Annotated in this window: 19 protein-coding genes and 1 tRNA gene; 7 read left to right on the top strand and 13 right to left on the bottom strand. The window is 68.3% G+C overall.

Going from position 1 to position 19479, the window contains the following annotated elements; translation table 11 throughout:
- Positions 1-492: 492 nt before the first annotated feature.
- Positions 493-879, bottom strand: a complete 387-nt coding sequence (rplL, locus tag ACFWQC_RS24340) for a 50S ribosomal protein L7/L12 (protein ID WP_179660967.1) — start codon at positions 877-879, stop codon at positions 493-495.
- A 92-nt stretch (positions 880-971) separates the two neighbouring features.
- The gene (rplJ, locus tag ACFWQC_RS24335; RefSeq protein WP_350663335.1) at positions 972-1553 is read right to left on the bottom strand and encodes a 50S ribosomal protein L10; all 582 of its coding nucleotides are present in this window, start codon (positions 1551-1553) and stop codon (positions 972-974) included.
- A 242-nt stretch (positions 1554-1795) separates the two neighbouring features.
- Here rplJ and ACFWQC_RS24330 point away from each other — a divergent pair, with 242 nt between their 5' ends.
- Together ACFWQC_RS24330 and ACFWQC_RS24325 are read left to right on the top strand one after the other, a co-directional pair.
- On the top strand, positions 1796-2785 hold the full coding sequence (locus ACFWQC_RS24330; protein WP_378684057.1) for an aldo/keto reductase: 990 nt from the start codon (positions 1796-1798) through the stop codon (positions 2783-2785).
- A 171-nt stretch (positions 2786-2956) separates the two neighbouring features.
- Positions 2957-4171, top strand: a complete 1215-nt coding sequence (locus ACFWQC_RS24325; RefSeq protein ID WP_378684054.1) for an MFS transporter — start codon at positions 2957-2959, stop codon at positions 4169-4171.
- On the opposite strand, the gene ACFWQC_RS24320 is transcribed toward ACFWQC_RS24325, so the two are convergent.
- On the bottom strand, positions 4151-4861 hold the full coding sequence (locus ACFWQC_RS24320; protein WP_378684051.1) for a maleylpyruvate isomerase family mycothiol-dependent enzyme: 711 nt from the start codon (positions 4859-4861) through the stop codon (positions 4151-4153). The genes ACFWQC_RS24325 and ACFWQC_RS24320 overlap by 21 nt on opposite strands.
- Positions 4862-4996: 135 nt before the next feature.
- Entirely contained in the window at positions 4997-5545 is a 549-nt protein-coding gene (locus ACFWQC_RS24315) for a CGNR zinc finger domain-containing protein (RefSeq protein ID WP_378684049.1), read from the bottom strand.
- 55 nt (positions 5546-5600) lie between these two features.
- Here ACFWQC_RS24315 and ACFWQC_RS24310 point away from each other — a divergent pair, with 55 nt between their 5' ends.
- Entirely contained in the window at positions 5601-6782 is a 1182-nt protein-coding gene (locus ACFWQC_RS24310) for an MFS transporter (protein WP_378684046.1), read from the top strand.
- Positions 6783-6793: 11 nt separating this feature from the next.
- On the opposite strand, the gene ACFWQC_RS24305 is transcribed toward ACFWQC_RS24310, so the two are convergent.
- The 6 genes from ACFWQC_RS24305 to rplK all read right to left on the bottom strand — a co-directional run bounded on the left by ACFWQC_RS24305 (position 6794) and on the right by rplK (position 12162).
- The gene (locus ACFWQC_RS24305) at positions 6794-7561 is read right to left on the bottom strand and encodes an amino acid ABC transporter ATP-binding protein (protein ID WP_378684043.1); all 768 of its coding nucleotides are present in this window, start codon (positions 7559-7561) and stop codon (positions 6794-6796) included.
- Positions 7561-8373, bottom strand: a complete 813-nt coding sequence (locus ACFWQC_RS24300) for an amino acid ABC transporter permease (protein WP_378684040.1) — start codon at positions 8371-8373, stop codon at positions 7561-7563. The genes ACFWQC_RS24305 and ACFWQC_RS24300 overlap by 1 nt, the downstream gene beginning before the upstream one ends.
- Positions 8370-9161: a transporter substrate-binding domain-containing protein gene (locus ACFWQC_RS24295; protein ID WP_378684037.1), complete on the bottom strand. Its 792-nt coding sequence runs from the start codon at positions 9159-9161 to the stop codon at positions 8370-8372. The genes ACFWQC_RS24300 and ACFWQC_RS24295 overlap by 4 nt, the downstream gene beginning before the upstream one ends.
- A 79-nt stretch (positions 9162-9240) precedes the next feature.
- Positions 9241-10803 carry a carboxylesterase/lipase family protein gene (locus tag ACFWQC_RS24290; RefSeq protein WP_378684034.1) on the bottom strand — a complete coding sequence of 521 codons (1563 nt, stop codon included), beginning with the start codon at positions 10801-10803 and terminating at the stop codon, positions 9241-9243.
- Positions 10804-10955: 152 nt separating this feature from the next.
- Positions 10956-11672: a 50S ribosomal protein L1 gene (rplA, locus tag ACFWQC_RS24285; protein ID WP_357355114.1), complete on the bottom strand. Its 717-nt coding sequence runs from the start codon at positions 11670-11672 to the stop codon at positions 10956-10958.
- A gap of 61 nt (positions 11673-11733) precedes the next feature.
- Positions 11734-12162 carry a 50S ribosomal protein L11 gene (gene rplK, locus ACFWQC_RS24280; protein ID WP_141802520.1) on the bottom strand — a complete coding sequence of 143 codons (429 nt, stop codon included), beginning with the start codon at positions 12160-12162 and terminating at the stop codon, positions 11734-11736.
- 212 nt (positions 12163-12374) lie between these two features.
- On the opposite strand from rplK, the gene ACFWQC_RS24275 reads away from it, so the two are divergent.
- The 3 genes from ACFWQC_RS24275 (at position 12375) to ACFWQC_RS24265 (ending at position 16667) form a co-directional block, all read left to right on the top strand.
- Positions 12375-13568, top strand: coding sequence for a lytic murein transglycosylase (locus ACFWQC_RS24275; RefSeq protein WP_355019343.1), 1194 nt, complete (start codon positions 12375-12377; stop codon positions 13566-13568).
- Between the two features lie 115 nt (positions 13569-13683).
- Complete coding sequence (locus ACFWQC_RS24270; RefSeq protein WP_378684029.1) at positions 13684-15399, top strand: alpha-glucosidase; 1716 nt, start codon at positions 13684-13686, stop codon at positions 15397-15399.
- Positions 15400-15509: 110 nt separating this feature from the next.
- Positions 15510-16667 (top strand): glycosyltransferase family 4 protein, encoded by a 1158-nt coding sequence (locus tag ACFWQC_RS24265; RefSeq protein ID WP_378684027.1) that lies wholly within the window; start codon positions 15510-15512, stop codon positions 16665-16667.
- Between the two features lie 90 nt (positions 16668-16757).
- Here the strand turns inward: ACFWQC_RS24265 and nusG are convergent, their stop codons facing one another.
- The 3 genes from nusG to ACFWQC_RS24250 all read right to left on the bottom strand — a co-directional run bounded on the left by nusG (position 16758) and on the right by ACFWQC_RS24250 (position 17991).
- Positions 16758-17564 carry a transcription termination/antitermination protein NusG gene (nusG, locus tag ACFWQC_RS24260; RefSeq protein WP_378684024.1) on the bottom strand — a complete coding sequence of 269 codons (807 nt, stop codon included), beginning with the start codon at positions 17562-17564 and terminating at the stop codon, positions 16758-16760.
- A 62-nt stretch (positions 17565-17626) separates the two neighbouring features.
- Positions 17627-17902 carry a preprotein translocase subunit SecE gene (gene secE / locus ACFWQC_RS24255; RefSeq protein WP_160025598.1) on the bottom strand — a complete coding sequence of 92 codons (276 nt, stop codon included), beginning with the start codon at positions 17900-17902 and terminating at the stop codon, positions 17627-17629.
- 16 nt (positions 17903-17918) lie between these two features.
- Positions 17919-17991, bottom strand: a tRNA-Trp gene (locus ACFWQC_RS24250).
- 128 nt (positions 17992-18119) lie between these two features.
- On the opposite strand from ACFWQC_RS24250, the gene ACFWQC_RS24245 reads away from it, so the two are divergent.
- Positions 18120-19403 carry an aminotransferase class I/II-fold pyridoxal phosphate-dependent enzyme gene (locus ACFWQC_RS24245; protein ID WP_378684020.1) on the top strand — a complete coding sequence of 428 codons (1284 nt, stop codon included), beginning with the start codon at positions 18120-18122 and terminating at the stop codon, positions 19401-19403.
- Positions 19404-19479 lie beyond the last annotated feature (76 nt).

Raw genomic sequence — 19479 nt, 5'->3', positions numbered from 1 at the left:
ATCTCGCCCGCAGGCAGCGTCAACGAGACATCTTTCCAGATGAGCTGCTTACCAAAGCTCTTGGTCAGCCCTTCGATCTTTACGTCTACACCCATCCGGGCCGGCTCCCTTCCTGTTCGCGCGGGGATCTCCCTCAAGTCCCCACTGCCCGACTAACGGCAGAGTGTGACGGGGGTTACGCACTTTCCGCGACACGCGTCACACTTTTGTAAACCATAGTGGCCTGCGAACGATGACGGTGATCACCACCCGAGACGGACTCCCCCGGCCAAAACGTCGACGGTCGGATTGCGACCCTTCACGCCCGGCGTGTGTTCAAGATAACGAAACAAACCGCGAGTGGCTACTCAGGAGTAGCAACCCGCGGCTTGAACGATCGGAGCACTGCGCTGCGGCTTGCCCGATCTGTTGCGGAACTGTTTCCGCAATGTAGAGAAAGCCCGGGCCCGGCGGAATCCGCCGAACCCGGGCTCAAGGGCCGAAGCCCTCAGATCACTTGACGGTGACCGTGGCGCCGGCGGCCTCGAGGGCCTCCTTCGCCTTGTCAGCGGTCTCCTTGTTGGCGGCCTCGAGGACAGCCTTGGGGGCACCCTCGACGAGCTCCTTGGCCTCCTTCAGACCGAGGGAGGTCAGGGCGCGCACCTCCTTGATGACGTTGATCTTCTTGTCGCCAGCGGCCTCGAGGATGACGTCGAACTCGTCCTTGGCCTCCTCGGCGGCGGCGGCGGGGGCACCCGGGGCGCCGGCGGCGGCGACGGCAACCGGAGCAGCAGCGGTGACGCCGAAGGTCTCCTCGAACTCCTTCACGAACTCGGAGAGCTCGATGAGGGTGAGCTCCTTGAACGCGTCGAGCAGCTCGGCGGTGGTGAGCTTCGCCATGATGGCATTTCCTTTCGTGGTGGCCCTCTGCGTTTTTCTTTGAGTACCGCAGCGGGCCGGGTTACAGGTGGTGGTTAGTTACGACCGGGGCCTCAGGCCTCGGCCGGAGCCTCCTCGGCGGCGGCCGGCTCAGCGGCACCACCTGCGAGGATCGAGGGGTCCTCCGCGGCCTTGGCCTCGAGAGCGGCAGCGAGCTGCGCGGTCTTCGAGGGCAGAGCGTTGAAGGCGTAGAGCGCCTGCGACAGCGATGCGGTCATCGCGCCGGCAAGCTTGGCGAGCAGGACATCGCGCGACTCGAGGTCGGCGAGCTTGCCAACCTCAGCAGCGTCGATGGCCTTGCCGTCCAGGTATCCACCCTTGATGACAAGGTTGGGGTTGGCCTTGGCAAAGTCACGCAGACCCTTGGCCGCCTCAACGACGTCACCCTTGATGAAGGCGATCGCGGTCGGGCCGGTCAGCAGGTCGTCGAAACCCTCGATGCCGCTCTGCTTGGCGGCGATCTTGGTCAGCGTGTTCTTGACCACGCCATAGTTGGCGTTCTCACCGAGCGAGCGGCGAAGAGTCTTCAGCTCGCCGACGGTGAGACCACGGTACTCGGTGAGCAGGGCGCCGCTCGAGGCGCTGAACTTCTCAGCGATCTCCGCGACGGCAGCCTGCCTTTCAGCCCGCGCCATGGGTCTCCTTCTTCCGGGAATCGATCCCACCGGTGAGGGCCCTGCATGACAAACGCCCCGAGCGCAGGCTCAGGGCGTGACGTACGATCTCGTCTTGCTCTTCACCTACGCTGGCCGTCCGCATCCTGCGGAACCTTCGATCGAGTGCATGCGCACCTGACAACCGGCGGTCTCTGGTTTCAGACAACAATTATGCGTACGCCGCGGGACGCCGCCAAATCGGCGGGCAGTAACTTGTCAGCATGGAGAGCCACACCTTCGGAAGGATCGGTCGCTCGGCGTCGGTCATCGGTCTCGGCACCTGGCAGCTCGGCGCCGACTGGGGCGAGGTCAGCGAGTCGGACGCGCTGGCGGTGCTCGAGGCCGCGGTGGGCGACGGGGTGACCTTCCTCGACACCGCCGACGTCTACGGGGACGGCCGGAGCGAGCAGGTGATCGGGCGGTTCCTGCGGTCGCACGACGGGATCTTCGTGGCCACGAAGATGGGGCGCCGGGTGGACCAGGTGCCCGCGAACTACACGCTCGCCGCCTTCCGCGAGTGGCTGGACCGCTCGCGCACCAATCTCGGGGTCGACACGATCGACCTGGTGCAGCTGCACTGCCCGCCGACGGAGACGATCGAGTCCTCAGCCACCTATGACGCGCTGGACACCCTGGTCTCGGAAGGGACGATCGCTGCGTACGGCGTCAGCGTGGAGACCTGCGACCAGGCCCTGGCCGCGATCGCGAGGCCCAACGTGGCGTCGGTCCAGATCATCCTGAACGCGTTCCGGCTCAAGCCGCTGGATCTGGTGCTTCCGGCGGCCGCGGAGGCCGGCGTCGGGATCATCGCGCGGGTGCCGCTGGCCTCCGGACTGCTGTCCGGTCGCTACTCGGAGTCGACCACCTTCGCCGCCGACGACCACCGCACCTACAACCGCCACGGCGAGGCCTTCGACGTCGGCGAGACCTTCTCCGGCGTCGACTACGCCACCGGGGTCGAGGCCGCCCAGGAGTTCGCCGCCCTGGCTGCCGAGCACGGACCCGAGGGCGCGACGCCCGCGCAGGTCGCCCTCGCCTGGGTCGCTCAGCAGCCCGGCGTCACCACCGTCATCCCCGGCGCCCGCAACACGTCCCAGGCCCACGCCAACTCCGCCGCCGGCTCGCTGCCCGCGCTCTCCGACGAGCTGCTCTCCGGCGTACGTCAGATCTACGACACCCACTTCCGGGAGGCCATCCACTCCCGCTGGTGACGATCCCCCGCCGAGGCGTCACCCGCGTCGGCCGAGTGGGCACCTCGTTGCCGATTCGGCCGACCTAGGTGACGTCTCGAGCGACCTGAGTGACGCCTCAGTCGACGGGCGTGACGTCTCGGTCGGCGTACAAATAGTGAGCCTCGGTAACGAAGCGGGCAGAGTAAAGGGGTGACGACGGAGACGACGACGGAGTTCCGGTTCCGAGAAATCGCGCTGGTGGCGTACGCGCCCTCGATCGTCAGCTCCATGGGGCACGGTGCGGTGATGCCGGTCCTGGCGCTTCGGGCCTCCGACCTGGGGGCGGACGCGTCGACGGCCGCGTTCGTGGTCGCACTGCTCGGGATCGGGTCGCTGGCCACCTCGTTGCCCGCGGGGTCGTTGGTGGCACGGATCGGCGAGCGGCGGACGTTGATGGGCGCCGGGGCTCTCGACGCGGTCGCGATGACCGTGGCGTTCCTCAGCAGCTCGGTCGCCGTGCTCGCGATCGCCGTGTTCGTGAGCGGGATGAGCTGGACGGCATTCCTGATCGCGCGGCAGGGCTTCCTCATCGACGCGACCCCGCTCTCCCACCGGGCGCGGGCGATGTCGCTGCTGGGCGGGTCGTTCCGGATCGGGGTCTTCGTCGGACCGCTTCTCGGCGCCGGGCTCATCCACGCCTTCGGCCTCCCCGTGGTCTTCCTGTTCGCGGCCGCGATGTCGCTGTGCTCGGCGGTGATCGGCGGCTGGATGCCCGAGCTCGGCCGTACCCGCTCCCGTGAGCAGGGGCATCTGAGCGTACGCAGCGTGCTGTGGACCCACCGCCGGACCTTCGCCACGCTCGGGGTGGCGGTGGTGATCATCGGGATCTCCCGGTCCGTACGCACCGGCCTGCTCCCGCTCTGGGCCGACCACATCCACCTGGAGGCGTCGGTGGTCTCGCTGCTCTTCGCCGGGGCGGCCCTGGTCGACATCGCCCTCACCCTTCCCGGCGGCTGGCTGCTCGACCATCGCGGGCGTCAGGTCGTGGCGATCCCGGTGGTGCTCGCCGTCGGCCTCGGCTGCCTGCTGCTCCCCCTCACCCACGACGCGCTCAGCCTGGGCGCGGTGATGGCGCTGATCGCCGTCGGCAACGGCCTCGGCTCGGGGATCGTGATGACGCTCGGCGCCGATGCCGCACCGGAGGACGGACGCGCCCAGTTCCTCGGCGGCTGGCGGCTCTGCGGTGACCTCGGCGGCACCGGCGGACCGCTCCTGGTCTCCGGTCTGGCCGCGGTCTTCTCGATCGCCGCCGCCCCGGTCGCGCTCGGGCTCTTCTCGCTCGCCGGGGCGGTGTGGGTCGGCTACTGGACCGGCCATGCCGACCGTTCGCGGCTTCAGGCTCGACTAGGGGACGAGCGCGCGTGAGAGCGCTTCGGCAAGGGCGGCCTCGTCACCCGTGACGGTCAGCGCGGCGGACCGGGGCGTCGTACGACCCCAGAGGAGCAGCGCCAGGTCACGAGCGGATCCGGTGACGGACACCTTCTGCACCGCGTTCGGAGCGCCGATCGCCCACGTCTGGTCGATGTCGGTCGCGGTCAGCTCGATGCGGGTGACGATCTTTCGCGTGCGCTTCAGGGCGATCTGCCGCGGGTACATCACGGTCAGCGCCTCGTCGACCGTGTCCGCCCAGAGCTCCGAAGGCGCCTCGGGTGCGTCGAGCCCGAGCGCAGTGCGGATGTCCCAGAGGTGGACCAGGGTCTCGTGCACCTGGCGCCGGAACCAGAACGACACCGGCCCACGGCCGTCCTCGGTGAGCCCGTTGAGGATCCGGCCGGTCGCCTCCGGCCCCAGCGCCGAGAGCGTCTCGCGCAGCTCGGCCGCCTGCTCCTCGTAGGCCGCGACCAGGTCCAACGGGACCGGCAGCGGATCCTCGTCCTCGTCGCGCGCCATCGCCGCCGCCCAGTGGTGCACCCCGGCCAGGTGATCGGCCAGATCGCCGATCGACCAGTCGTCGCAGGACGGAACCGGCACGTCCGGGTCGGCCTGCTTCAGCGCGGCCACGAACTCGGCCTGCAGCACACCGAGGGTCACGAAGTAGTCGTCAGGCGTTGGCACGACGCAGACCCTACTTGCACCGCACCAGGAACGTGGCGAGCCGCTCCCCCAGCACCTCCTCGACCCACTCGAGCGCGGCAGAGCAGTCAACCCCGGGATCGGTTCGCACGCGGCAACTCTAGAGAACGTCCCGAGCTACTTCTGGCGGGCGCGATGGGCGGCCGCCTTCACTCGGCTCTGGCAGCGGGTGGAGCAGAAGCGGCGGCCAGCGTTCTTGGAGGTGTCGACGAAGACGCGGTCGCACGGGTCCGCCTGGCAGACGCCGAGGCGGCCGGCCAGGTCGGAGCCGATCGCGAGCGCGAGGCCGGCGGCGATTCCCGCGCCCCAGCCGACGACGAGGCCGGGGTCGCGTCCGTGGAAGTGCAGGGCCCAACCTCCCCCGCGGGCCCGGTCGAGCTGCGGGACCGAGCCCATCTCGCGCATGAGCGCGTTGACCGCGGTGGCGGCGGTGTCGAGGTCGCCGCCGGCCGCTGCCTCGAACACGACGCGCAGCGACTCGGCGAGCGCGACCATCCCGTCGGCGTCGGCTTCCTCGACCTGGGGCTGGTAGTCGGGGCGGGCCAGCAGGTCACTCACGACCTGCGTACGCCGGCCGGAGGGAGGCGGCTGCACCGGGTGCGTGCCCTCATGCCCGGGGGTCAGGGCGTTGACGAGCTTGCAGGCCTGCTCGGTCACCGTATGCACGTGACTGTCGAAATGTATTTGACCAGTCACGACTTCGGGTCCTACCGTCTCAGCCATGACTGTCATTCAACCATTGACCAGTCACCGATGCACACGGTGGCCGCGATCCCTCGTCGTGCTGGTCATCGCCCGGGCGGTGAACAGGCTGGGTTCCTTCGCCATCGCCTTCATGACGGTCGCCCTGGTCGAGGTGCACGGAGCCTCCCTCGCCACAGCCGGTGCGGTCGTGACGGCCTTCGGTGTCGCCACCATCCCCTCGCGGCTCCTCGGCGGCTGGATGGCCGACACGGTGGGCCGCCGGCCGACCATCGTCGCTGGCCTCGTCGCTTGCGCGGTGGCCCAGCTGGTCATCGCCGCGTCCCCTGGGATCGCCGGCGCACTGATCGGCGCGACGCTGCTCGGGCTGGCGTACGAGATCTATGAGCCCGCCTCTCAGGCGCTGATCGCGGAGTCGGTGGAGGTCGAGCGGCGGCCGCAGGCCTACGGACTCTACGGCGCTGCGATGGCGGTCGCCGGCGTGGCGGCAGGAGCACTGGCCGCCCTCGTGGGCGGCATCGACCTGCGCCTGCTCTTCGTCGCCGACGCGATCACCTGTCTGTGCGCTGCAGTTCTCGTCCTCGCCCTCGTGCGGGACACCGCTACGCCGGGTGGGGTCCGGCTGCGGTCCGGGCCGAGCCCGTGGCGTGATCGCCGGCTCATGACGATGCTTGCGCTCGGTACCGGGTTCGCCACCGCATGGATCCTGAGCACGATCGCTCTCCCCCTCACCGTCTCCGCCCGCGGGCACGACGCCGCGGCCACCGGCTGGCTGCTCGTGGTCGCCGCGCTGGTCACGATCGCCGGCCAGCGCCTTCTCCGTGGCGCCGCCGCCCGGCCCTTCACGCTCATCCGCGCAGGTCTGGTCCTGATGGCCGTCGGCTTCGCCGTGGTCGCGTACGCAGCACCGCTGCCGCTCCTCGCACTCGGCTCCGCGATCGTCGCCCTCGGCGAGGTGCTTCTGCTCGGCCCACCGATCGCGCTCGTGGCCGGCCTGGCGGCGACCGACGGCTCGCGAGCGGGCTATCTGGCGGCGTACGGGACCTGCTGGGGGATCGCACAGACGATCGGGCCGATGCTTGCGACCGGTCTGTTGTCGCACGGGGTCCCGACGGTCTGGCTCACCGGCGCGGGCCTCTGCCTCGGCCTCGCAGCCATCACCGCCAGTTGCGGCCGGATGCTCACCGAGGCAGCTCGGTGAGCATCCGCGCCTCAGAGCACCCGGGCGAGGAACGCCTGGGTGCGTTCGTGCTGGGGGTTGCCGAGGACGTCGGCGGGGAGGCCCTCCTCGACGATCACGCCGCCGTCCATGAAGACGACCTTGTCGGCGACCTCGCGGGCGAAGCTCATCTCGTGGGTCACCACCATCATGGTCATACCCTCGGCAGCCAGGTCCTTCATGACCGCCAGGACATCCCCGACAAGCTCGGGGTCCAGCGCGGAGGTCGGCTCGTCGAAGAGCATCATGTCGGGGTTCATCGACAGCGCCCGCGCGATGGCGACGCGCTGCTGCTGGCCACCGGAGAGGTGGGCCGGGTAGGCGTCGGCCTTGTCCGAGAGCCCGACCTTCTCCAGGTTGGCCCGGGCGATCTCCAGCGACTCGGTTTTACCGCGCTTGAGCACCTTCTGCTGCGAGACCGTCAGGTTGCGCAGCACGGTCATGTGCGGGAACAGGTTGAACTGCTGGAAGACCATCCCGATCCGGGCGCGCAGCCCGTCCACGTCGGCGTCCGGATCGGTGATCTCCTCGCCGTCGACCAGGATCGTGCCGCTGGTCGGCTCCTCGAGGAGGTTCACGCAGCGCAGCAGCGTCGACTTCCCGGAGCCCGAGGGCCCGATCACGCAGACGACCTCTCCCCGCGCGATGTGGAAGTCGATGCCCTTGAGCACCTCGTTGTCACCGAAGTACTTGTGCAGGTTCTGTACGTCGATCACCGCCGCGCCGCGTTCGGCAGCCGGTGTCGTCTCGGTCTGAGTCATCAGCGGGCCTTCCCGGACTTGGCTTCCATGCGACGTACGACGATCGAGAGCGGCACCGTGATCAGCAGGTAGCACAGCGCGATCGTGACCATCGGGGTCAGGTTGGCGTTGGCGTTCATGCCTTCACGGCCGAACGCCGTCAGCTCGTACTCGTCCAGAGACAGACCGAGGATGTAGACCAGTGAGGAGTCCTTGGTGAGCAGGATCAGCTCGTTGGTCAGCGGGGGCAGGATCACCCGGAACGCCTGCGGGAGAACGATGGTGACCATCGCTCGGGTGTGGGTCATGCCGAGCGTGCGTGCCGCCTCGTACTGACCCTTCGGCACCGCCTGGATGCCGGCCCGGATCGTCTCGGCCATGTAGGCGCCACCGACCAGACCGAGCGCCAGCGTGACGGTGCCGAGGTTGGAGAGATGGACCCCGAAGGCCAGCGAGAGCCCGAGTCCGAGCACCAGGAAGACGACCAGCGCCGGCAGCCCGCGGAAGAGCTCGATGATGCCGGTCGAGATCCACCGGTAGGGGCCGACGCTCGAGAGCCGCATCAGCGCCAGCACCAGGCCGAGCGCCAGTCCGAACGCGAACCCGCAGGCGGTGTAGATGATCGTGTTCTTGAGGGCGATCACGATGACGTCGGGGAACTGCGCAGCCGCGATGTCGAGGTCGAGGAACGCCCGCCTGATCTCACCCCAGTCGGCGATCAGCGCGATGACGACGACCAGCAGCACCAAGATGGCGTACTGGATGTAACGGACGAGCGCCGCACGTTTGCGCGGCGACATCCGCTTCTTGGGAACTACGGCCGCGCTACTCACTGCGCGGCAGCCTCCCCGAACCACTTGTTGTAGACCTCGTCATAGGCGGCCTTGTCGTTGATGCCCTTGTTGAGCACGTCGAGCAGCTTGTCGTTGCCGCCCTTCTTGACCGTGAAGCCGTACGCCTCACCGGTCTGGAACTCGCTGGTGATCTCCATGTCCGAGTTGGACTTCACGAAGTCGTAGAGCAGACCGTTGTCGTTGACGCCCGCGTCGGCCTTGCCGGACTTGACCGCCTGCATCATCAGCGCGGAGTCCTCGAGCGTGATGATCTTGGTGTCCTCGGGGGCGTTCTCCTTGACGTAGTCGGCGCCGGTGGTCGCCTCCTGGACCGCGATGGTCTTGCCGCCGAGGTCGTCGAGCGACGCGTAGCCCGCGCCCTTCTTGGTCATCAGGGCCTGGGTCGCCTCGAAGTAGGGCTCGGTGAAGTCCATGACGTTCTCGCGCTCCTCGGTGATCGTCATCGCGCCGGCGGCGACGTCACACTTGCCGGAGTTGAGGGCCTCACCGGAGACGATGGTCTCCCAGCCGATGTTCACGACCTCGGTCTCGAGCTTCTCGGCGTCGGCCGCGATCTTGAGCACGTCGATGTCGAAGCCGACGACCTCGCCGCCCTCGTTGAACTCGAACGGCTTGTAGGGAAGGTGCGTGCAGATGGTCAGGGTGTCGGCCTTGACCAGCTTCGCACCCGACGAGGAGGTGCCACCCTCGTCGCCGCCACCGCAGGCGGCGAGTGCCAGGCCGAGGACGGGAACGGTCAGGGCAGCAGCGAGCTTCCGCAGATTCATGCGTGGCACTCTACGTGTCTTGGGCCACCGATGGCCCGCTACCCCTTGAGGTGGCGGGCCATCGTAGTGAGATCGTGCATCAACCGAGAACGGCGGCCCAGAACTCACAGTGGCTGGTCGCGGCCGTGTCCACGGGGTGAACTCCAGCCTCACCCGGTGCCAGCTGGAGTACGTCGCCGGAGTCCCGGAAGGTCGGCCAACGAGGCGCCCCGGGTGCGACCGGGCGACCGCGATGGGCGAACGAGGTCCAGTAGGAGACCATCGTGTCCGACAGCTTCTGCTGTCCTTCGTCGAGCTCTCCCAGGAGCCCCGGGAACAGGAACGTCAGCTCGGTGGCGTGCTCCGCGCCCTCCTCGTAGCCGGGCAGGTCGATCAGCGGCGGTGCGCCCCGGTCGGCGAACTGGTAGGCGAAGACCGACACCCCGGCGGCCTCGAGCTTCGCGAACGCCTCCTGATGGGCGCAGGTGGACAGCGCACCGGCCGAGTCGGTACGGATCGCTGCCAGGGCGTGCCGCTGGTCGTCGTAGGCGCTCGCCGGGTAGTGCCCGAGTACGGCATCGGCGGCGGGGCCGTAGGTGCTGCGTACGACCTGCTCGTACTTCTCCGCCGTGATCGGCTGGGGGTACTCGAGCCCGACGTAGAGCCGCATCTCGTCGAGGGTCGAGCCGTGCATCACCGGCACCCGGTTGAACCTTCCGGAGTCGATGGCTTCGGGATAGGTCCGCGGCAGCACCCGCCGGTCGCCGACGACCGGTCCGGCGTTGAGCCCGGCCGCGCCGAAGGCCTCCATCAGCTCCTTGACGGGGGTGGCCCGCAGGCAGGCGGCCACATCAGCCGCGTCGCCGCAGCCCACCGAGGCGGCGAGCCGCTGGCCCTCGGCCTCGGAACCCGCGTCGCTGCGTGCGCCCGCCGCACAGCTCCCGCTCTGCGGGATCGCCTTGTGGAACAGTCCGGCGGCGGCCGGCGAGGCGATCTGGGCGCAGGTGTCGATCGACCCGGCCGACTCACCGAAGATCGTCACGTTGCCCCGGTTGCCACCGAAGGCGGCGATGTTGCGCTGCACCCAACGCAGGGCGGCCTGCTGGTCGAGCAACCCGTAGTTGCCGGACTCGTACGCCCCGTCCAACTCGGGATGCGCCAGCCAGCCGATCGCGCCGAGGCGGTAGTTGACCGTCACGACCACAACGTCACCCTCGACGGCGAGCTTGCTCGCGTCGTAGCCGGAGCTGGAGCCGGTGGTGTTCCCGCCGCCGTGGAACCACACCATCACCGGCAGCTTCCGCTTCGTCGGCCGGTCCGGGGCGAACACGTTGAGGAACAGACAGTCCTCGTCGTATGTCGTCGCCCCTCCGTACGCCGGGGCCTGCTGCGCACACTGGCTGCCCGGTTCGGTGGCGTCCCGCACCCCCGTCCAGGAGTCGGCCGGCGCTGGGGCGCGCCAGCGGAGCCGGCCGACCGGCGGGGCGGCGTACGGGATCCCCTGGAAGGTTCGGAAGCCGTCGTGGGCAACGCCGCCGACCGCTCCCTTGTCGGTCCGGACCACCGGTTCGGACGGTTCGGGCGGGTCGGCCGCGGCGGTGACGCCCGCCGCCGCGACCAGGGCCATGGCGAGGACCGGGACGAGAGCACGAAGTCTGAGCACCGATGTTCCTTTCGTCGACCGTCCGAACCTAGGGCCCCGACGCGGTCCACGGGCAGTGTCGGATGGACCGAAACAGGCCGTACGCAGCGCCCAAATGCGACGAGCGCCGCCGCCCGAAACCGGGCAGCGGCGCTCGTGTGGTCGGTCGAGGCTCAGGCCTCGTCCTCACCCGCCACGTTCTTGACGCGGTTGGGGTCGACCTGGACACCGGGGCCCATGGTGGTCGAGAGGGTGACCTTCTTCAGGTAGCGGCCCTTGGAGGAGGACGGCTTCAGACGAAGCACCTCCTCGAGAGCAGCGGCGTAGTTCTCAGCGAGCTGGGCCTCGGAGAAGGAGGCCTTGCCGATGATGAAGTGCAGGTTGGCGTGACGGTCGACGCGGAAGTCGATCTTGCCGCCCTTGATGTCGGACACGGCCTTGCCGGGATCCGGGGTGACGGTGCCGGTCTTCGGGTTCGGCATGAGGCCACGGGGGCCGAGCACGCGGCCGAGGCGGCCGACCTTGCCCATCATGTCGGGGGTCGCGACGACGGCGTCGAAGTCGAGCCAGCCACCGGAGACCTTCTCGATGAGGTCGTCGCCACCGACGACGTCCGCGCCGGCCTCGCGAGCGGCCTCGGCCTTGTCCGGAGCAGCGGCGAAGACGATGACGCGCATCGTCTTACCGGTGCCGTGGGGCAGGCTGACGGTGCCGCGCACCATCTGGTCGGCCTTGCGGGGGTCGACGCCGAGACGCATGACGACGTCAACGGTCTCGTCGAACTTCTTCTTGCTGGAGGACTTGGCGATCTTGATCGCGGCCAGCGGGGCGTAGAGCTCGTTCTTGTCGAACGTCTCTTCCGCCGCGCGGTAGGTCTTGCTGCGCTGCATGGTGAATTCCTTAAGGGTTAAGAGGAGATGTGGTTAGCGAGCCAGCGCGGCTCTCCCACAGTCAGTCGGTGGTGACGCCCATGGAGCGGGCGGTGCCCTCGACGATCTTCATCGCGGCGTCGATGTCCTCCGCGTTGAGGTCGGGCAGCTTGGTGGTCGCGATCTCGCGCACCTGGTCCTTGGTCAGCTTGCCGACCTTGTCCTTGTGCGGGACGGACGAGCCCTTCTTGAGGCCGGCGGCCTTCTTGATCAGCTCGGCGGCCGGCGGGGTCTTGGTGATGAAGGTGAAGCTGCGGTCCTCGTAGATGGTGATCTCGACGGGGATCACGTTGCCGCGCATGGCTTCGGTCTGGGCGTTGTACGCCTTGCAGAACTCCATGATGTTGACGCCGTGCGGACCGAGCGCGGTACCGACGGGCGGGGCCGGGGTCGCGGCACCGGCCTGCAGCTGCACCTTGACGAGCGCTGCGATCTTCTTCTTCGGAGGCATTCTTGAGATCTCTTCCTTCTCGTGGTCATGACGAAGCCGCTTGTACGTTTCGGCCTCTGCCACCTGCTGTGTTGCTCTCGCAACTGGTCAATTGTCCGTGATCCGTGCGGGTTCACGAAATCAGCGGAGGCGGCCCACTGAGTGAGACCCCCTGAGTGACGGCCACCACTCCCCTTGGCATACTCCCCCAGGGATTTACAAAGGGAGCTGAATTGTTCAACCGACGTCTGTCCATGTTCGCCGCGCTCGTGCCGCTGGCCGCGCTCTCGGCGGGGTGGACCGCCGCTGCCACCGGCACCGGGTTCGATCCGGTCGAACCCGTGACGCTGCCCGGTGGCGAGACGCTGGTGACGTCGGCGATCGACCAGCCCGCGAGCGTCACCGAGCCCGCGCCCGCTCAAGGAGCTCGCAAGGGCGCCCGAACCGGCACGATCGCCGTCGCGATGGCACAGGGAAGCGACATCCCGATGTCGGCACTGGCCGCCTACCAGCGTGCGGCCGCCGTCGTCACCACTGCCGACCGGGCCTGTGCCCTCGACTGGACGCTGCTCGCCGCCGTCGGGATGGTCGAGTCCGACCACGGGCGTCTGAAGAGCAGTCGGCTCGACGACTCGGGCAAGGCCACGCCTCCGATCTACGGTCCCGCACTGACCGCTCCCGCCGGCGACCCCGCACCCGACACCGACGCCGGTGCCGTCGACAAGCTCACCAGTGGCGACCGGGCTGTCGGGCCGATGCAGTTCATCCCCTCCACCTGGCCGTTGGTCGCCGTCGACGGAGACGGCGACGGCGTACGCGACCCGCAGGACATCGACGACGCCGCCCTCGCCGCCGCCGTCTACCTCTGCTCCGGTGACGAGGACGTCTCCACCGATGCGGGGAAGCAGGCCTCGCTCACTCGCTACAACCGCAGCGAGGCGTACGTCTCCACCGTCCTGAAGATCGCCAAGGGCTACGCCGACAGCCCCTACGGCGGTGACGACATCGAGCTCGCCGCCGCGCCCGCGCACGCCGAGCCGAAACCAGGCCGCCCGGGGCAGAGTGCGGCGAAGAAGGCCGACCAGAAGCCCGGGAAGAAGAAGCCCCCCGCCGTCACCCCGAAGCCGAGCTCGGGCGCCCGGCCCTCGAACAAGCCGAGCCCGACCCCCTCGACGGCCCCGAGCCCCAGCCCCACCCCGACCGATGACGGCAGCTGGGCCTCGATCTCCGAGCGCCGCGGCATCTGTGCCGCCGAGCTGTCCTCCCGCTTCCCCGACCTCGCCGACGGTTGGGACACCAACCGAGCCGTCGACTCCTGCAGCATCCGGCTGCTCGGCAAGACCGTCACCCAGGCCAACGCCGCCGTCCCCGGAGTCGTCACCGACATCACCGGGTACGTCGAGTGGCTGATCAAGACGCTGCCGTAAGGCTTCCTTTCCGACCTCGAATGCGCACTTGGCATTCGGATAGGCTCGAAGCAGGGCCACAGTCGTCCAGGTCATTCTCGACACTGGCATGGTGGCAAACCCGAGGCGGTGGCACATGGCCGCACTCGGCGCGTCTCGGTCGGCCTCGGGCAACGAAGCGTGGTGGAAGTCGGCGGTGGTCTACCAGATCTACGTCCGCAGCTTCGCCGATTCCGACGACGACGGCATCGGTGACCTTCCGGGCATCCTGGAACACCTGGACTACCTCCAGGAGCTGGGGATCGATGTCATCTGGCTGTCCCCGGTCTACCGCTCGCCTCAGGAGGACAACGGCTACGACGTCAGCGACTACCAGGACGTCGACCCGCTCTTCGGCACCCTGGAGGACCTCGACCGGCTGCTCGCCGCGGTCCATCTGCGGGGCATGAGGCTGATCATGGACCTCGTCGTCAACCACACCTCGGACCAGCACCCCTGGTTCCTCGCCTCGCGCGGCTCGCGTGAGACGGCCACCTCCGAGTGGTACTTCTGGCGGGATGCCCGGCCGGGGACGGTGCCCGGTGAGCCCGGGTCGGAACCGAACAACTGGGGTGCATCCTTCGGCGGGTCCGCATGGGAGTGGGTGCCGGAGCGAGGCCAGTACTACCTGCACCTGTTCGCTCGGTCCCAGCCGGACCTGAACTGGGACAACCCGGACACCCGCGAGGCGGTCTTCACCATGATGAACTGGTGGCTCGACCGCGGCATCGATGGCTTCCGGATGGACGTCATCAACTTCATCTCCAAGGATCCACGGCTCCCCGACGCGCCGCTCAACCGCGACGGCTACGGCGACGGGATGCCGTACTTCAGCCATGGTCCGCGGATCCGCGACTATCTGTCCGAGATGAAGCGCCGGGTCTTCGACTCACGGCCGAGCAGCTACCTCACCGTGGGTGAGATGCCAGGGGTCACACCCGAGCAGGCCCGGGAGTTCACCGACCAGGTGCACGGCCAACTCGCCATGGTGTTCCAGTACGAGCACGTCACCCTCGACGCGGACGGCGACAAGTGGACCCAACGACGAATGAGCGTGAAAGACCTGCGGGACACGCTCGCGAAGTGGCAGACCGCCCTCGGCGACACCGGCTGGAACAGCCTCTACTGGAACAACCACGACCAGCCCAGGGTCGTCTCCCGCTACGGCAACGACACGATGTACTGGCGCGAGTCGGCCACCGCCCTGGCCACGGTGCTGCATCTGCACCGGGGCACGCCGTACGTCTTCCAGGGCGAGGAGATCGGGATGACCAACACCCGGTTCACCGGCATCGACGACTTCCGGGACGTCGAGTCGCTCGACTACTACGCGAGAGCGGTCGGTACGCACCGCGTGGACGCCGCCGTCGCGCTGGACACCCTGCGACGCCGGAGCCGGGACAACGCGCGTACGCCGATGCAGTGGAGCGCCGCGTCGGGCGCCGGCTTCACGACCGGGAGCCCCTGGATCGGGGTCAATCCCAACCACAGCTGGTTGAACGTCGACGCACAGCGTGGCGCGCCGGGCTCGGTCTATGAGTACTACCGCGCCCTGATCGCACTGCGGCACCGCTTGCCGGTCGTGGTGGACGGGCACTTCGCCGCCATCGACACCGGCCGTGACCAGATCTACGCCTTCCGGCGCCAGCTGGGTGACGTGACCCTCACCGTCCATGCGAATCTGTCCGACCTGCCGGTCTCCGTCGACCGCGACGACCCGGTGGCTCGTGAGCTGGTGCTGGCCAACTACCCCCGGAGCAGGATCGATCCCGATCGGCTGGAGCCCTGGGAAGTCCGCGTCTACGTGAGGTGAGGACCCGGCGGTTAGGCTGGGGCCAAGACTGCAGGACACCTGCCGCTCGACGCGGACATCGCAAGGGCACACGGCAGCGGTGTCGGCAGCAACCCGCAGACAGTGGGCAGATGCCTTCGTATCTCGACAATCGTCCGAAGACAGTCGGAAACATCTACTTCGTCTGGAACCCGCACCAGCCGCTGCCGGCAGGAACCGGGGGCACCGAGAACTACACGATCGGCCATGTCCGCGAGCTCAATCGCCGCGGCATCAATGCCCACGTCGTCACCATCGGTGTCGGGATGACGGACGGACGCGACGAGTTCGCGGACATCCCCTTCCTCTCGATGGCGAGCGTCGCGGACGTCGGCGAGCTGGACGGGGTCGTGATCTTCGTCGCCGAGTTCCCCGTCGTGGTGACCAGGCGACCGGCGTACCAGATGCTGCATGTGCCACCACCGGGAGACGCCGTCGACCGGACCCGCATCGCGGCCACCATGCAGGACCGGTCGCTGATCGCGACCAGCCGGTTCTCCGCGCAGTTGTGGGCCGAGTTCCTCGACGTCGACATCGACACCATCAGCATCGTCTACCCCTACGCCGAGGCGTGCTTCAGCACCGAGGTCCGCCCGCCGGCAGACGAGGCCGGGATTCGCATCCTCTACGCGGGCCGGCTGAGCCCGGAGAAGGGGATCTACACGTTGCTGGCGATGCTCGACCTGGACCCGGTCGGCCAGGAGCGGGCCTTCACCTGCACGGCCACGACCGCCGGCTCCGACAAGCCGCAGGGCCGCAACATCGAGCGGGTCCTCGAAGCGCATCCCAGCGTTCGGCTCGTGCCCCGGCGGACCACCTCGCGCGCGATGGCCACGTTGATGGCCCAGCACGACATCATCGTCATGCCCTCCAACAGCCAGTACTGGCACGAGACCTTCGGCATCGTCTCGATCGAGGCCCAGCACTCCGGCTGTCGCGTCGTCGCCTCCGACGACGGCGGTCTCCCCGAGACCGACTGTGGCTCGATCACGCTGGTCACCCCCGACGACCCCGCTGCGCTGGCGCGAGGCGTCCGCGCCGCCGCCGCCCAGGGCGAGGTCAACGAGCTCGTCAGGATCAACGCTGCCGCCCGGTTCACCATCGACAACTCGGTCGACGGCCTCATCGACGTGCTGCTGCTGCCGTCACCTCTCACGCCTGCCGCCGTCGTACGGGACCTGGAGACTCTCGTCCTGATGCCGGCCGCCGACGATCCGCAGGAGCTCTCGGCCTTGCAGACGCCTGCCTGACCTTCGCTCAGCTGCAAAACGCATCAGGCTCCTTGCTCGCGGGTGCGGGCAAGGAGCCTGATTGCTACGGGAAAGTGGGTCTCGACCCGCTCAGACCTTTTCGATCTGGTTGAACGAGAGCTCGACCGGAGTCTCGCGGCCGAAGATCTCGACGAGCGCCTTGACGCGCTGGGACTCGGCGTTGAGCTCGGTGATGGTCGCGTGAAGGGTGGCGAAGGGGCCGTCGACGACGGTGACCGAGTCGCCCTCGGCGAAGTCGACGACCTCGACGGGCTTCTTGGCGGTGCCGGTGGAGCCGGAGGTGGCGGTCGCAGCGTCACCGGCGGCGGCAGCCTCGGCCTCGGCCTGGGCGACGACGGCGGGGGCGAGCATGTTCTCGACCTCGGTCATCGACAGCGGCACCGGCTGGTGGCTGTGGCCGACGAAGCCGGTGACCGACGGGGTGTGGCGTACGGCGGCCCAGGACTCGTCGGTGAGGTCCATCCGGACCAGCACGTAACCCGGGAGAACCGTGCGCTTGACCATCTTGCGCTGGCCGTTCTTGATCTCCGGGACCTCTTCGGTGGGGACCACGATCTCGTGGATGTAGTCCTCCATGTTGAGGGAGACGATGCGGTTCTCCAGGTTGGACTTCACCCGGTTTTCCATGCCGGAGTAGGTGTGGATCACGAACCAGTCGCCCGGCTTCGCCCACAGCTCACGGCGGAACGCCTCAAGCGGGTCGTCCTCAGCAGCCTCGGGGGCCTCGCCCTCGACGATCTCGTCAAAGGAGTCCTCGGACTCGACGGCGTCAGCGGACTCGTCGGCCTCGTCGAGCTCAGCCTCTGCAGGCACGTCGGAGGCGGCCTCGGCCGTCTCGAGGACCTCGGTCTCCTCGGTGTAGTCCTGCTCAGACACGTCCTGCTCCAAACCGTTGATTGTGTGTATCGGGTGTGTTCCGCGGGCCGGGGCCCACGCGATCACGCGTCGCGGCCGCCGAACACCCAGAACATCAACTTGCCGAACCCGAGGTCAAGGCCCGCGACGATCGCCATCATGACCAGGACGAAGACCAGAACCACGATGAAGTACGTCGTGAGCTGCTGCTGCGTCGGCCAGACGACCTTGCGGAGCTCGGCCACGACCTGACGGTAGAACGTCGGGAGACTGGTGCGCTTCTCCGTCTTCTTGTCGTTCGGAGTCGGGACTGCCTTGCTGTCCGTCACGCCGCCACCTTCTCTCGAAAACGTTTCCATCGCTGGTCCGGCTTTGCAGGGCACGAGGGACTTGAACCCCCAACCTTCGGTTTTGGAGACCGATGCTCTGCCAGTTGAGCTAGTGCCCTACGGAGGTCTGCATCAGACGCGCGGTTGAGGGCGCAACTGACCATGTGGGAAGACCACCAACGGTGAGTCTACGCACGCGGCTCAGCACGTTCCAAACCGGGACCCCTTGACCCATAGGATTGCTGGCATGACCTCAGATCCCCGTCCCCTCGCCGAGCTCTCGCGCGAGGAACTCGAAGCGTTCGCAACGGAGCAGCGCACGGCGTACGACAACTTGGTGGCCAAGGGCCTGAAGCTGGACCTGACCCGGGGCAAGCCCTCCGCGGACCAGCTCAGCCTCTCCGACGGCCTGCTCCATCTCCCCAAGACGACGACCGCCCCGGACGGCACCGACACGCGCAACTACGGCGGCCTGGCGGGCGGCATCGAGATCCGCGAGATCTACGCCGAGCTGCTCGGCCTGGACACCGACCAGCTCATCGCCGGCGGCAACTCGAGCCTCACGATGATGCGCGACACGCTGATGTACCTGTGGCTTCACGGTGCCGTCGACAGCGAGCGGCCGTGGGGGCGCGAGGAGACGGTGAGGTTCGTCTGCCCGGTGCCGGGCTACGACCGTCACTTCACGCTCCTGGAGTGGTTCGGCATCGAGATGCTGACCGTGCCGATGCACGCCGACGGGCCCGATGCCGACGCCGTCGCCGCCCTGGTCAAGGACGACCCCACGATCAAGGGCATGTGGCTGGTCCCGACCTACGCCAACCCGACCGGTGACACCACCTCGCAGGAGATCGCCGAGCGGCTCACCTCGATGCCGACCGCGGCTCCCGACTTCAAGATCTTCTGGGACAACGCCTACGCGCTGCACCACCTGACCCCGGCCGAGACCAAGACCGCCGACGTCGTCTCGCTGGCCAACGCGGCCGGCAACCCCCACCGTCCGCTGGTCTTCGCCTCCACCTCCAAGGTCACCTACGCCGGTGCCGGCGTCGGCTTCTTCGGCGGCTCGAAGGAGAACATCGCCTGGTGGCTGGACCACCTCAGCCACGGCGCGATCGGCCCCGACAAGGTCAACCACCTGCGGCATGCGGAGTTCTTCGGCTCGGCGGCCGGCGTACGCGAGCACATGGCCAAGCACCGCGAGCTGCTCGCGCCGCGGTTCGCGGCCGTCGAGGACGCGCTCACCGCTGAGCTCGGTGCGCTCGGCGTGGCGACCTGGACCAAGCCCGCCGGTGGCTACTTCGTCAGCCTCGACGTGCTTCCGGGCACCGCGACCCGGGTGATCGAGCTGGCCAAGGGTGCCGGCGTCGCGCTGACCCCGGCCGGATCGGCGTTCCCCGGAAAGTTCGACCCGGAGGACACCAACATCCGGCTGGCACCGTCCTTCCCTCCGTTGGAGCAGGTCAGCGGGGCCATGGAGGTCGTCACGGCGTGCGTGAAGCTGGCAGCTGCGGAGAAGCTGCTCGCGTGAGAGAGCGTCAGCGAACGAACCAAAAGATCACGCGACCGCGTCCGTACCCTGGCGCTTGCACTACGGAGGTGGTCGC

It is taken from the genome of Nocardioides sp. NPDC058538 (assembly GCF_042719275.1).
Taxonomy (GTDB): domain Bacteria; phylum Actinomycetota; class Actinomycetes; order Propionibacteriales; family Nocardioidaceae; genus Nocardioides.
Note: the sequence above shows the minus strand (reverse complement) of the source record. Positions and strands in the feature narration are given on the sequence as shown.